Source organism: uncultured Fibrobacter sp. (genome assembly GCF_947305105.1).
In the GTDB taxonomy this organism is placed as follows: Bacteria; Fibrobacterota; Fibrobacteria; order Fibrobacterales; family Fibrobacteraceae; genus Fibrobacter.
In genome coordinates this window covers 1-12,836 of the sequence record NZ_CAMZCS010000010.1, presented here as the reverse complement: position 1 = coordinate 12,836, position 12,836 = coordinate 1, and the positions used below count along the sequence as shown (strand labels likewise).

The window sequence follows — 12,836 nt, the reverse complement described above, 5'->3', positions numbered from 1 at the left end:
AATGGCCAAGCGCAAGCTGCTTAAGGACTGTATCGTGAAACCGGGCGAAAAGAGCCCGTTTGCAAATTTGCTGGTGGATTTGGCCTTCAAGAAGGCTTTTGACCCGGACAAACCTTCAAGCCGTGAAAACCTTGTGAATCTCCTGAACGACCTGCTGGAACCTCAGCTCAAGCGGCCCATCAAGAACGTGTGGACTCGCAACGTGGCGAAAAACCTGAGCGGGAGCAGGGAATCCCGCACGGCGATTTTTGACCTGCACTGCGAAGACGATATGGGCAACCTCATCGAAATAGAGGTGCAAATCCGCCGGATGACCAACTTTTTGAAACGCCTCGCCTTTTATGCCAGCGAAATGGTCGCGAACCAGTCGGAACCAGGCGATGATTGGAATTACGATATAAAACCCACGTACGTGATTGCATTCGCGCGACATAAGGTGTTTGATGACAACCGGATTGTGCACCGTGCTGCCGTTACCGATCTTGAAACGGGTGCACAATTTGTGGATGCCTACAATTTTACGACTGTTGAACTTTCGAAGGTTCCCTTCTTTATCAAAAAGAAATCCGACGACTTGAGCAAGTGGCTGTTTTTCTTTCGTTTTCTGAACCGGCTTAAGGAACTGCCCGCCGAGTTGGACGAGAAAAAGTTCGAACACTTGACAGAAAGTTCAAAAGTATCTAACTTCAGCAAGGAAGAATTCGAGGTATACCAAAAAATGTATCACGAAAAATGGGACCACAATGTTATGGTCGATGGCATCTTTGAAGAATTCGCGGACGAAATCAACGCGAAGGTTGCCGAGAGCGTTTCTGAAAGTAAACGCGAAATGGCGAAGGCTATGCTTGCCGATAATGTCCCTGTTGAGAAGATTGCCGCTTATTCCGGCCTCTCAGTAGAAGAAATTGCCAGGCTGTAGCCCCAAATACGTACAAGAGTACGCTTTTTGGTGATTTTGTATATATTTATGACATGATGGGGAATTTATCCAAAAGGACGGGGACCGCAGGCGAGGTGGACTTCGCCTACGACGAGAACGGGCGCATGCTCTCGCAGGACTACGGCTCGTCCCGTCTGGACTACGTGTACGGCCCGGGCTCCTACGCCGTGTCCAGCGCAACGGGCCATACTCCGATGGACGCGGGCCGCAACGCCTCCCGTGCGAACAACTTCGCCTACGACGCTTCGGGCCGCATGATGCACGACAGCTCCAGGGGACTCTCCATCGCCTACGACATGGACGGCATGCCCGCCGTGTTCCTGCAGGATTCCGGCTCGGGCACGTGGCGCGAGCTGGCCGTCTACGACCCCTCCGGCTGGCGCGTGGCGACGTATTCCTACGAGAACGGCTCGCTGGTGTCCCTCCGCACCGACATCATGCTCGACGGCCGCAAGGAGCTCGAACGCCGCGCATCGTTCGCCGGGAGCGGTAGCTCCGTCACGGAATACTCGATGCTATACGGCGCGGGCGGCGCGCTCGGCCGCCGCCACGCCGACGGCACCAGCGAATGGTACGTGAAGGACCGCCAGGGTTCCCTGGTGATGAGCGTTGTGAATAGCGGCTTGAACACGGCCCTCGTCTACGAGCCCTTCGGGTTCCAGCGCCTGCTGCGCGTGTCGGGCGACGAGCCCGCGGAGCAGTACACCGGCAAGGAGTACGACGGCCGCCTGGGCCTGTACTACTTCGGTGCGCGGTATTTCGACCCTTCGTTCGCGCTGTGGCTCACTCCCGACCCGGCCCGCCAGTACCTGAACCCCTACAGCTACGGCGGCGACCCGGTGAATGTCATCGATTATGACGGGAGGCTCGGTTGGGCCGGAATCCTTGGAATTGTTGAACTGGCTACTGGCGGCATGGTGAGTTCGGTAGTCTCCGGTGTTGCCGGAGTCGCTGCAGTGACGGCCGATGCGGCTACGGGCCCTGCTGCACCGATGTCTTTGCTAACATCCCTCTATGCGAATGATTGGGATTTGAAGAATCCCAATGTACGAAATTCGTTCACTTCGGGTTTGTACGTTGATCTTGCGGGCGGAATGGGCCCTGCGTCTACCTATATGACAATGCTGTCTTATGGTCAGCGCTGCCGTTATGGTGATTGTGGAGCTGTATTTACGGATGCCATAACGGGTGGTTTTTTTGCGGATAATGTTGGACACTATATAGGGCTTTCGAACGTGAAGAACCTAGGCGGCACCGCCGATTGGTACAAAATGGATGGCGTTTCGGAATATTACAGGGGCAACACAGTATATTCTGGTGGATTTATGAATTATGCACCTGGCAGTTTCGCTCATTTTGGCCATGCGACATTTGTGACGGATAGAACGGATTCAGTGGCGATTGCGCACGAGATACATCATTCGTACCAGATGGAAGATGTAGGATGGCGTATCATGTACTACTATGATTACATGGAACAGAGTGATTGGGATCCGACCCAGTTTTCGTCATCGTATCACTCGAATAGCAAGGAAATGGATGCCTATTTTATAGGTTATTTGAGAGAAAAAGGCTTGGTTAATAAATACGGAGAGGGTATAGAAAAGTTGAGCGCTGAAGAAATAAGGGAGTATTCAAAAGCGTTTTACAATAATTATCGCAAAGAACACGCTGATGAAGCCGCAGCGATAACGAAAAAGTTCGGGGAACAGTGGGTCTGGGAAGAAGGCTGGTGGCGGGGGTATTGAAATGAGAAAACTAATTGCTGTAAAGTTGTTATTGTTACTCTTGCTGCCGCTTTTGTGCGCCTGCCCACCTGATGAAAATTATGAGGATTTATGCTGGAATAATTTTAGATGTTTTGCTTCAGTGCCAAAAGGTGATTCTGTCTGGATAGAATTGTATGCCAAAGACTCTCTGTTAGAAACTGATAAGCCATTTTCGCCGACCTTCAGTTCTTTGCCTGGTGTTAAACACGAATTCAGGGATACTCTTATACTTCGGATACATGTTTTCTGCAATGGAGTATGGTTGGACTCTCGTGATTATGAGTTTGTCAACAGAAAAGATAAGTATACTCAGGTTGATTATGATTATTTTGATTTATGGAAAACCGGTTCTCCCGGTGTTCAGGTTTTTGATGAAAAACAACTGGAAAAATGTCCGGAATTGTCCGAATATCACATTTATGAAGATACGGAACATGGGTTTGATTGTCCGCAATTTCATTGATTTTCGACGGGCGCATTTCGCAGGTGAAATCCACGACGAAGCTGCTGGACAGTACGTTTTCGGACAATTCTGTATATATTTATGACATGATGGGCAACCTGCAAACAAAGACGGGGACAGGGACCGCCGTGACTTTCGCCTACGACGAGAACGGATCGCTGGTGTCCCTCCGCACTGACATCATGCTCGACGGCCGCCTGGGCCTGTACTACTTCGGCGCGCGGTATTTTGACCCGTCATTTGCGCTGTGGCTCACTCCCGATCCGGCTCGCCAGTATCTGAATCCTTACAGCTATGGCGGCGACCCGGTGAATGTCATCGATTATGACGGGAGGCTCGGTTGGGCCAAAATCCTTGGAATTGTTGAACTGGCTACTGGCGGCATGGTGAGCTCGGTAGTCTCCGGTGTTGCCGTTGTCGCTGGAGTGACGGCCGATGCGGCTACGGGCCCTGCTACACCGATGTCTTTGCTAACATCCCTCTATGCGAATGATTGGAATTTGAAGAATCCCAATGTACAAAATTCGTTCACTTCGGGTTTGTACGTTGATCTTGCGGGCGGAATTGGCCCTGCGTCTACCTATATGACAATGCTGTCTTATGGTCAGCGCTGCTATTATGGTGATTGTGGAGCTGTATTTACGGATGCCATAACGGGTGGTTTTTTTGCGGATAATGTTGGACACTATATAGGGCTTTCGAACGTGAAGAACCTAGGCGGCACCGCCGATTGGTACAAAATGGATGGCGTTTCGGAATATTACAGGGGCAACACAGTATATTCTGGTGGATTTATGAATTATGCACCTGGCAGTTTCGCTCATTTTGGCCATGCGACATTTGTGACGGATAGAACGGATTCAGTGGCGATTGCGCACGAGATACATCATTCGTACCAGATGGAAGATGTAGGATGGCGTATCATGTACTACTATGATTACATGGAACAGAGTGATTGGGATCCGACCCAGTTTTCGTCATCGTATCACTCGAATAGCAAGGAAATGGATGCCTATTTTATAGGTTATTTGAGAGAAAAAGGCTTGGTTAATAAATACGGAGAGGGTATAGAAAAGTTGAGCGCTGAAGAAATAAGGACTTTGTCTGAAAATTTTTATAAAAATTATTTGGAAAAACATTCGGATGAAGCCTCGGCGATAAAGAAAAAGTTCGGGGAACAGTGGGTCTGGGAAGAAGGTTGGTGGAGGGGGTATTGATATGAGAAAACTAATTGCTGTAAAGTTGTTATTGTTACTCTTGCTGCCGTTTTTGTGCGCCTGCCCACCTGATGAGGATTATGAGTATTTGTGTTGGAATAATTTTGAATGTGATGCTTTTGTGCCAGATGAGGATTCTGTCTGGATGGAACTCTTCTCAGGGGATTCCTTGTTAGATATTGATTCTACAACATTTTCGGCTGATTATTCTCATTTACCAAATTTTAAAACAAAGTATGATTTTAGAGAGCGGTTTACGCTCCGAATACACGTTTTCTGCAACGGAGAATGGCTTGATGATATAGATTTCGAATTTGAGAATAGAAGGGACAAATATACGAACATTAGTTTGAACAACAATGATTTATGGCATACTGGTACCCCTGGTGTTCAGGTTTTTACCGATGAACAATTGGCCAAATGCCCTGAGCTGGCAGAATACCGTATTTATGAAGATACGGAACATTCTCCTGGATGCTTTGATGGCAAAACTTCTCAGTGATGGAAAACTTGGGCGTAGGAAGAAGGCTGGTGGCAGGGGTACTGAGTTATGAAGAATCAGCTAATTATCAAATTGTTCCTCCTTCTTCTGCCGCTACTGTTTTCGGCCTGTCCGCTAACAGAAAAAACAGATATTTTTGAGGATCTTTGCTGGAATAATTTTCGTTGTCAAGCTTTTGTCCCGGATGAAGATTCCGTCTGGATTGAACTTTATTCGGGAGACTCCTTAATTGACAAGGATTCGCTGGAAGGTCATTATTCGGTGCTTCCCCAAAGTAATTCGAGGTATGAGTTTAAGGAATTGCTCACACTCCGTATACATGTTTTCTGTAATGGGGAGTGGTTAGATGGTGTAGATTACGAATTTGAGAACAGGACGGACAAATATACGATAGTCAGATTGGAAAAAGGAGATTTGTGGCATACTGGTTCTTCCGGTGTTCAGGTTTTTACCGATGAACAATTGGCCAAATGCCCCGAGCTGACGGAATATCGCATTTACGTAAATACGGAACATCCGCCCAGTTGCTTTAATCCATCGTGATAATGCGAAATCTACGGCAAACTTGCCGGACAGGACATTCCTGAATATTGGTGTCCGTCGTGGGGTACGACCAGCTCGACCGTGTAATTTATACGGGAAAATGGGAAACGTCGCTTGACGAGGACGCCCTCAGAGAATATTTTAACAACGTGGACAACAAGAATTCTCCATCGGTTGACGAGCTGACCCCCGGTACGGTGACGCGTACGTTCTATGACCGTATGCCGGCGAGAGACACGCTGGGCGTGGAACTGTACCCGCCAAGTGCGATCGTTTCTGTTTCCACGTATACCTTCGGCAATGATTTCCATGGGACTGAACCTGTGCGGCTCGACCATGCTCGTGGAATTCGCCGACAAGGTGACCGAGAATTTCACCGGCAAGGAACGCGATGACGAGACCGAGCTGAACTACTTCGGTGCCCGTTATAGGGGTCAATACAGAGGGTGATAGAGAAAGATCTAATTTTATTGGGCTTGCTCATGAATTAGGACATGCTGAAGATATTATTGATGGAAATTTTACAACAGATGAAAGATTTAATGCAAATGGGATTCCTTTTAGTGAAGAAAATTCTATTAGAAGAGAAAATCAAATAAGAGAAGCCGTTGGAGAACCTTTACGTGAAGAGTATTAAAGAAATTTTTTTGGGAAGAAAAATAATGTTTATTCTTATTTTTTTTCTTGCCATCATCTCTTGTTTTATTTTCAAAATAAAGCAGTTTTCATTTTGTTTGGATTTGAAAAAGTGCCCTGTTGATAATGAAATTCTTTTTTTTGAAAATTATTTAGATTCGTTAGATTTGTTTGTTGTAAAAGGTGGAGAAGGGAATGTGATGGATTATTTTTTATATGATGGCTTTCGGATTTATTGTGTTTCTGACACATCATCTTTAATGTTGAACGCAAAAGGAATATGGGATGGTGAATTTGAAGGTTCGAGTCTTGTTTATTTAAAGCCCTATATTGCAGATGATGTTTTGCTGTTCAGAATTAGAAAGAAATTGGATTTATTTTATTTAGTTGAAGTAGATGAAAATTTAGTTGATATTACATACTGGTTTTTTGCAAATTATAGTTGTGGAAAAAAATTTGTTAATTAACGACACCAGAACGGCAACCTGATCCAAGACAAGTCTAAGAAAATGAAGATAACATACGACTGGCGCGGAATGCCGACGGAGTTTGTGCGGCAAATCGGCTGCTATGATTACCATGGGCTTGCTTTGTGCGATTCGACAAAACTGGTGATTGCCTACGATGGTTCCGGTCGTCGTATTTCGAAAACCCGCATGAAGGAAAGTCAGAATGGTACCTGGTGGACTGAGCTTGTGACTCACTATACGGGTATAGGCACTGAAGTTCGCGAGAACCCCATAAATAAGGAAGCCAAGGTCGTGGTGAACATACCCCAGGGACTCGGTCGCTACGGTGTCGACGATGCGGTTAATTCCCGCGGGAACGGCAAGTCGTTTGAATGGTACCTGAAGAACCACCTCGGTTCGACGATGCTCGTGTACGGTACGCAGTGGGTTGATGACGAAAACCTCGCTGACGTGGGTGCACCGATTGCCGCATACGACTACAGGAGCTTCGGCGAGCAGGTGACGCTCACGGAATCCGCCGGCAAGGTGACCGAGAACTTCACCGGCAAGGAGAAGGACGACGAGACCGAGCTGAACTACTTCGGTGCCCGTTATCTTGACCCCATGTTAGGCGTGTGGACATCCATTGACCCGAAGAGACAATATCAGAATCCGTTCATCTATGCAGGAAACAACCCGATTATGCGTATCGATCCGGATGGAAATTTGGATGCAAATGCCATTGGGCTCTCCTTGTTCATGGACGAAACTCTCAAGCCACAAATGCAGACTGCGTTTGAAACAGGAGTTGATATCGGTGAGAAGGCAATTATAGCGAGTAGCGTAGCTACTATTGGTGTGTTGTCTGTTGGGGCTGTTGCGGGTGCTGCCGGAAGTGGGATGATTACTGCGGGATATGAAAGAGCCTCTGTATTTGTTGCGGAAAATTACGGCGAAATAATGGCTGCTGGATGTATTATTAATGGAGCGACTTCTGGACCGGGGCCATCATCAGATCCTTTTGAATTTGGAGGGCAATTTCTTCGCGGTATGGTTGATGAAATTGGTTTTAATCATCAACAGCCTCTTATGCCAACGGAAGGTGTTGCTCCGGCAGACAATACTAATATCGTTAAACCATTTGATGAAGAGAGGTAGTTTATGAATTTTTTTCTTCAAAGTTTGTTTAGTGCAATCTTTTTAACGATGTTGATGGTGTTTTGCCGTCAAAATAGGATTGGAAATAATCCAGGAATACCTTTAAATGAAAATAGTTTGATTGTGGGAACATTGATAACGTTTGTTATATGTTTTTTTGCATCGATGTTGTTTGTCTATTGGTGGAAAAGAAAAAAATAGCTGGTGCATTCATTTTATGATTTTTAGTGTAGGCGCTTGTTTTTATCAATGTTATAAAGAATGGCTAACGGCAACATCAGCCGCATGGCGCACCAGATGGCGAGTTCTTTCTACACATCGAATCGCGATGTTGCCTATGCCTATGATGCCCAGGAGTGTTGACTAGCAGCGCCGTAGGGGTGCAAATGGCGGCAAGTAAGGCCGTTGGTGAATGTTTCGTAGAAAAATCATGGGATGCCACGGACTGCTACTCAGGCCGGTGTAAGATACGTTTTTTGTAAATGAGAAATTCAATCCGTCAAAGCAGTTTGCCGGCCTTGAACGATTCTTCCAAGTAGCTTGGATTCTGGTAGTAGCAATCGGAATTAAAATTGGAGATGTAGTCGCTGATTACCGAGGAGAATATCTTAATCAGCATATCCGTTTCTTCCCCGGGCTTGGCACAGTCCATTATCATGATGCTGTATAGGCGGCCGATGTCGGTATAAGACGGGACGGAATACTTGCAATTCTCGAGGGTCTCGAAATCGCCCTGTGGAATCTTGTAGCGTTCTACAACTTCCTCGCCAACCTGTTCGAAACTAAGGCTATGATTGACGCTAGCATCCTTAAGTTCTTTTGCAACGCCATCGGGTCCGAGACAATTGGCGACAACTCCCCGCTTGTTCTTGGTAACGCGGGCGACGAACTCAATCAAGGAACACACATAGAACAAATTATTCTTCTCGGAATCAGCCATGCATGACCTCGTGTTTCACAAACTTCAGGCAAGCCAATGCAGACAAAGTGTGAAAACTTATCTGGTGAGTCGGGTGCTTGAACTCGGCCAAAGCCCAAAACTGCTTTCTAGTAATTGCACCCGACATAAAGTCATTCACATAGTTCCAGACCGTATCGTCAGCCATCGGACCTTCAACGACGTCATACGGATGCGTTTTCCCGCTACGGCATGCTGCAATGAAATCAAGCCATTCGTCAGTCATTTTCTCGAACCGGAGAACATTCAAATCACTCGCCGGTTCATATTCAAAAAAGTTGACGCGAGGCTCTCCTTCGCCACGGTTCGCCCAACGAACCGTCTGTTCAAGATTGTTCGTACAATAAAATCCCCAGGAAAAATCCTTGGCGAACTTCGTCTTACGGATTTCGGGAAATTCCACAATTTGTTTACTGGCGTGGTAGATAAGCATGGAATAAATATAATTCCTTTAAAATGAGTGCAGAATAGGGGCGACCATCTCGACCGTGGAAAATGGGAAACATTTTTTTAATGACGTCCTAGACGGATTTTTTGTCCATCTTTTTTTGGAAAATTAAGTTTGCTTGACATGTGCTTCTTGCCGGTTTATATTGTCCGTGTTTGAAACATTGAACGACAATATCGACAGGGGAATGTACAATGGCCAAGCGCAAGCCGCTCAAGGAACTGCCTGCCGAGTTGGACGAGAAAAAGTTCGAGCACTTGACAGAGAGTTCGAAAGTGTCTAAATTCAGCAAAGAAGAATTTGAGGCATACCGGAATATGTATCACAAAGAATGGGACGATACCGCCATGGTGGAAGCCTTTATCGAAGACCACGCGGACTTGTTCAACGCGAAGGTTGCCGAGAGCGTTTCTGAAAAAACTCGCGAAATGGCGAAGGCTATGCTCGCCGATAATGTCCCTGTTGAGAAGATTGCCGCTTATTCCGGCCTTTCTGTAGAAGAAATCGCTAGGCTATAGCCCCCAATGCGTACAAATGTACGCTTTTGGGTGATTTTGTATATATTATGACATGATGGGAAATCTTTTAACAATCTGATATTGGAATGGAATACTCAATGGGCCCTTGAAAAAGGGTTGTTTGCAAAACCTGCAATATTCGTACGAGATGGGAAATTTGTCTTTATTACATTCTGCGATGACAAATATTTTGTTCAATTTGATTTTGATTCAAAAGGCCAGTCAAAAATAAAGGAGCCTTTGCTTTATACTATAGACAGAAAATCGGCGTCAGGCTTGATTGACCATGAATATCGCACGGCAGAATTTTTCAGTTACGAACTAAACGATACCTTGATAACGATAAGCGCATTGAACGGGAAAATTCAATATCGTTTTGTTATTGATGAAGAAACAAATGCTCATCCTGAACTAGGCAAAAAACTAAACTTTGCTACGCCATTTGATGTATTTCCAGAAAAATATTGTAAAGAGGAATTTTTGCCGCCTGATTCGCGGTTTTAAACTTTTGTAAAAAAACTATTCTATGAAATTTCCCGTTGCTTGGTTATATTTAGGTGTAACCGAGTAATGGGTGTTTTTTTCGGAATAATGGCGAAATTGCCGAATATTCTTCGAAAAGTCGTTTTGGGGGTGGCTTTTATTGACTATTTGTCCATAAAATATGCGCTTTCTGGCGCGTTTTTGGCAATTTTGGGGGTAATTTATGAAAAAACTTGTGAGGTGTGTTATGGATCCAAAAAAGATGTCTGAGTTCTTGCCTATCTTATTCTGGCTTCTTGGTGGCATCCTTTTGTGCCCGATGCTCACCAATGCGGCTCCGAACCCGAACTTCCATATTTACATTGCTTACGGTCAGTCCAATATGGCGGGTAACGGCGATATCGTGCCTGCAGAGGACCAGGCGACCGACCCCAAGAATTTCCTGATGCTTGCCTCCCATAATGCGAATGCCAACCAGCGTAGCGGCAAGACCACCCAGTCTATCAAGACTGGCGAATGGTATCCGGCGATTCCCCCGATGTTCCATCCTACCGAGAATCTCTCCCCGGCGGACTACTTCGGCCGCGCTATGGTCGATTCGTTGCCGGGTGTCACTGTGGGTATTATCCCTGTGGCAATCGGTGCTGTAGCTATCAAGGCTTTCGACAAGGATCAGTACAAGGCTTACTTCAGTTCTGCTGAAAGTTACATCCAGAATTGGGCTAGGGACTACGATTCCAACCCTTACCAGAGAATTGTGGACTTGGGCAAGAAGGCCAAGGAAGTGGGCGTCATCAAGGGCTTTATCTTCCACCAGGGCGAAACCGACGGATCTGGCACGGAATGGCAGAATGCCGTGTACAAGACCTACAAGGACATCGTGGACGCTCTTGGACTGGACGAGAACGAAGTGGCTTTCGTGGCAGGCGAACTGCTCCAAGAAGGCAACAACTGCTGCGGTGGCAAGAACGGCGGTATTGCCGAACTCAAGAGCAAGTTCAAGAAGTTCGGCTTGGCGTCTTCCAAGGGCTTGCAGGGCAACGGCAGGGACCCCTACCATTTTGGCCGTGCGGGCGTGATTGAACTGGGCAAGCGCTACTGCTCCGAAATGCTCAAGCTGATTAACAAGGATCTTGACCCTAATGCTCCGGCGGTGAACTTGACGGACCCGACCCAGTCTACGGTTCCTGACGCTCCTCCCGAGGAATACGGCCCCTATGGCGACGCCCCCGCAAGTATTCCTGGCACGATTGAAGCCGAAAACTATAACAAGGGCGGTGCCGGCAAGGCTTATATGGACTTGAGTGAGGGCAACGAAGGCGGCAAGTTCCGCAAGGATGACGTGGATATCAACCAACCGAATATGGGCCTTGCTGTGGGTCATAGCCAGAAGGGAGAATGGCTCAAGTACACCGTGAATATCGCTGCCGATGGTGAATATGAAATCTCTGCACTCGTGGCTGGCGATAACGGAACAGGAAGCATTAAGCTCTATATGGACAGTGTCGCGATTGGCACTGAAATTGCCAACGAGGGCAAGGGTTTTGACAACTTCACTGAAGTGAGTGGCGGCAAGGCGACTTTGAAGGCCGGCGAGCATGAACTGAAGCTTGAAATTACCAACGACTGGATCGACATTGACTACATCAAGTTCACGGCAGTGGCCGATTCAAGCGCTAATAACGACCCTCCGACGAAACTTGTCCAGCCTGCATATGTATCGTATGCAACAGAAACCGAGTCCAGCTTTGCAATTGTTGACATGCAGGGGCGCAAACTGGGTGTAATCAAGGCGGCAAGTATGGCTGAGGCCGTTGAAAAAACTAAGGAGAAAATGACGCAGAATAAAACTTCCGGAGGGATATACTTTGTTGTTTCCAATACGAAGAGTTCTCGCCGGTTAATGCAAAAGGTGGTGGTCTATGAAAGGTAGTGAAGCCGCTGTTGTCAAGCAAATCCTGCTCTTCTCCTTGATGGTCGTGGTGCTCGGTTTGCTCTATAGATAATTTTTATTCCTTCTTGAACTCGGCGTGGATAAAAAATCAACGCCGAGTTTTTTTGTGCGCGTCTTTTGGTGTAAAAAGGGTTTAATTTAAGAACAGCACTAAAGGAGTGTATAGTATGTTTGGTTTGAAGAAAATGCCCCTTGGCATGTTTTGGGTGTGTGCTATGGCGGGTCTAGCCGTGCAGGCATTCGCACATCCCGATAGTCTGGTGCTTACGCCCCCGTTGGGTTGGAATAGCTGGAACGTGTTCCACGAAAACATCAATGAAAAACAGATTCAGGAAATTGCCGATGCAATGGTTTCTTCTGGTTTGAAGGATGCCGGCTACATTTACCTGAACCTTGACGATAACTGGATGGATACCAAGCGCGATGCGCAAGGCAACCTCCAGAACAATCCGAAAACCTTCCCGAGCGGCATGAAGGCCATTGCTGATTACGTGCATGCAAAGGGACTCAAGTTCGGCCTTTACGGCGACCGCGGTAAGCGTACTTGCCACCATTACAACAGCAATTGGCAAAGCGAAAGCGGCTCCAATGGTCACGAAGAACAGGATGCCAAGAAGCTCGCTGAATGGGGTGTTGACTACTGGAAGTACGACAACTGCGATTCCGACCCGAGTACCCAGGAAAAAGATTATACCGCTATGTCCAGGGCGCTCCGCAATTCCGGACGCGACATCGTGTTCAGTATTTGCATGTGGGAATACAAGGATTGGATGCCTAAAATCGCGAACCTCTGGCGCA

The 12,836-nt window shown here is 46.9% G+C and carries 16 protein-coding genes; 14 read left to right on the top strand and 2 right to left on the bottom strand.

Translation table 11 applies throughout. The features are described 5' to 3' along the window. Position 1 precedes the first annotated feature (1 nt). The 10 genes from Q0Y46_RS06625 to Q0Y46_RS06580 are packed head-to-tail and all read left to right on the top strand — an operon-like array spanning position 2 to position 7,677. Positions 2–919 carry an Rpn family recombination-promoting nuclease/putative transposase gene (locus Q0Y46_RS06625; protein WP_297945990.1) on the top strand — a complete coding sequence of 306 codons (918 nt, stop codon included), beginning with the start codon at positions 2–4 and terminating at the stop codon, positions 917–919. A 53-nt stretch (positions 920–972) separates the two neighbouring features. Then, positions 973–2,688 (top strand): RHS repeat-associated core domain-containing protein, encoded by a 1,716-nt coding sequence (locus tag Q0Y46_RS06620; RefSeq protein WP_297945988.1) that lies wholly within the window; start codon positions 973–975, stop codon positions 2,686–2,688. Between the two features lies 1 nt (position 2,689). Further along, positions 2,690–3,172 (top strand): hypothetical protein, encoded by a 483-nt coding sequence (locus tag Q0Y46_RS06615; RefSeq protein WP_297945986.1) that lies wholly within the window; start codon positions 2,690–2,692, stop codon positions 3,170–3,172. After that, entirely contained in the window at positions 3,154–4,389 is a 1,236-nt protein-coding gene (locus Q0Y46_RS06610) for an RHS repeat-associated core domain-containing protein (RefSeq protein WP_297945984.1), read from the top strand. The genes Q0Y46_RS06615 and Q0Y46_RS06610 overlap by 19 nt, the downstream gene beginning before the upstream one ends. Before the next feature lies 1 nt (position 4,390). Next, on the top strand, positions 4,391–4,891 hold the full coding sequence (locus tag Q0Y46_RS06605) for a hypothetical protein (protein ID WP_297945982.1): 501 nt from the start codon (positions 4,391–4,393) through the stop codon (positions 4,889–4,891). A gap of 48 nt (positions 4,892–4,939) precedes the next feature. Beyond that, entirely contained in the window at positions 4,940–5,434 is a 495-nt protein-coding gene (locus Q0Y46_RS06600; RefSeq protein WP_295683809.1) for a hypothetical protein, read from the top strand. 50 nt (positions 5,435–5,484) lie between these two features. Next, entirely contained in the window at positions 5,485–5,829 is a 345-nt protein-coding gene (locus tag Q0Y46_RS06595) for a hypothetical protein (RefSeq protein WP_297945980.1), read from the top strand. A 23-nt stretch (positions 5,830–5,852) separates the two neighbouring features. Continuing rightward, positions 5,853–6,071 carry a hypothetical protein gene (locus tag Q0Y46_RS06590; protein ID WP_297945978.1) on the top strand — a complete coding sequence of 73 codons (219 nt, stop codon included), beginning with the start codon at positions 5,853–5,855 and terminating at the stop codon, positions 6,069–6,071. Beyond that, positions 6,058–6,537, top strand: a complete 480-nt coding sequence (locus Q0Y46_RS06585; protein WP_297945976.1) for a hypothetical protein — start codon at positions 6,058–6,060, stop codon at positions 6,535–6,537. The genes Q0Y46_RS06590 and Q0Y46_RS06585 overlap by 14 nt, the downstream gene beginning before the upstream one ends. Before the next feature lie 42 nt (positions 6,538–6,579). Then, a complete protein-coding gene (locus tag Q0Y46_RS06580; RefSeq protein ID WP_297945974.1) occupies positions 6,580–7,677 on the top strand; it encodes an RHS repeat-associated core domain-containing protein in 1,098 nt (365 codons plus the stop codon). 499 nt (positions 7,678–8,176) lie between these two features. Here Q0Y46_RS06580 and Q0Y46_RS06575 read toward each other — a convergent pair whose 3' ends face one another. Next, complete coding sequence (locus tag Q0Y46_RS06575; RefSeq protein ID WP_297945972.1) at positions 8,177–8,617, bottom strand: hypothetical protein; 441 nt, start codon at positions 8,615–8,617, stop codon at positions 8,177–8,179. Next, a complete protein-coding gene (locus tag Q0Y46_RS06570; RefSeq protein ID WP_297945970.1) occupies positions 8,610–9,068 on the bottom strand; it encodes a DUF3990 domain-containing protein in 459 nt (152 codons plus the stop codon). Before Q0Y46_RS06570 ends, Q0Y46_RS06575 begins: the two co-directional genes overlap by 8 nt. Before the next feature lie 209 nt (positions 9,069–9,277). Between Q0Y46_RS06570 and Q0Y46_RS06565 the strand changes: the two genes are divergently transcribed. The 4 genes from Q0Y46_RS06565 to Q0Y46_RS06550 form a co-directional block, all read left to right on the top strand. Further along, complete coding sequence (locus Q0Y46_RS06565; RefSeq protein WP_297945968.1) at positions 9,278–9,601, top strand: hypothetical protein; 324 nt, start codon at positions 9,278–9,280, stop codon at positions 9,599–9,601. Between the two features lie 81 nt (positions 9,602–9,682). Next, entirely contained in the window at positions 9,683–10,105 is a 423-nt protein-coding gene (locus Q0Y46_RS06560) for a hypothetical protein (RefSeq protein ID WP_297945966.1), read from the top strand. Positions 10,106–10,331: 226 nt separating this feature from the next. Continuing rightward, positions 10,332–12,017: a sialate O-acetylesterase gene (locus Q0Y46_RS06555; protein WP_297945964.1), complete on the top strand. Its 1,686-nt coding sequence runs from the start codon at positions 10,332–10,334 to the stop codon at positions 12,015–12,017. A 236-nt stretch (positions 12,018–12,253) separates the two neighbouring features. Continuing rightward, a partial coding sequence (locus Q0Y46_RS06550; RefSeq protein ID WP_297945963.1) for a glycoside hydrolase family 27 protein occupies positions 12,254–12,836 on the top strand: 583 nt, incomplete at its 3' end.

Coding starts and splice junctions, on each gene's coding strand:
- Q0Y46_RS06625 (WP_297945990.1), top strand. CDS start 2: ATGGCCAAGCGCAAGCTGCTTAAGGACTGTATCGTGAAACCGGGCGAA.
- Q0Y46_RS06620 (WP_297945988.1), top strand. CDS start 973: ATGATGGGGAATTTATCCAAAAGGACGGGGACCGCAGGCGAGGTGGAC.
- Q0Y46_RS06615 (WP_297945986.1), top strand. CDS start 2,690: ATGAGAAAACTAATTGCTGTAAAGTTGTTATTGTTACTCTTGCTGCCG.
- Q0Y46_RS06605 (WP_297945982.1), top strand. CDS start 4,391: ATGAGAAAACTAATTGCTGTAAAGTTGTTATTGTTACTCTTGCTGCCG.
- Q0Y46_RS06600 (WP_295683809.1), top strand. CDS start 4,940: ATGAAGAATCAGCTAATTATCAAATTGTTCCTCCTTCTTCTGCCGCTA.
- Q0Y46_RS06580 (WP_297945974.1), top strand. CDS start 6,580: ATGAAGATAACATACGACTGGCGCGGAATGCCGACGGAGTTTGTGCGG.
- Q0Y46_RS06575 (WP_297945972.1), bottom strand. CDS start 8,617: ATGGCTGATTCCGAGAAGAATAATTTGTTCTATGTGTGTTCCTTGATT.
- Q0Y46_RS06570 (WP_297945970.1), bottom strand. CDS start 9,068: ATGCTTATCTACCACGCCAGTAAACAAATTGTGGAATTTCCCGAAATC.
- Q0Y46_RS06565 (WP_297945968.1), top strand. CDS start 9,278: ATGGCCAAGCGCAAGCCGCTCAAGGAACTGCCTGCCGAGTTGGACGAG.
- Q0Y46_RS06555 (WP_297945964.1), top strand. CDS start 10,332: ATGGATCCAAAAAAGATGTCTGAGTTCTTGCCTATCTTATTCTGGCTT.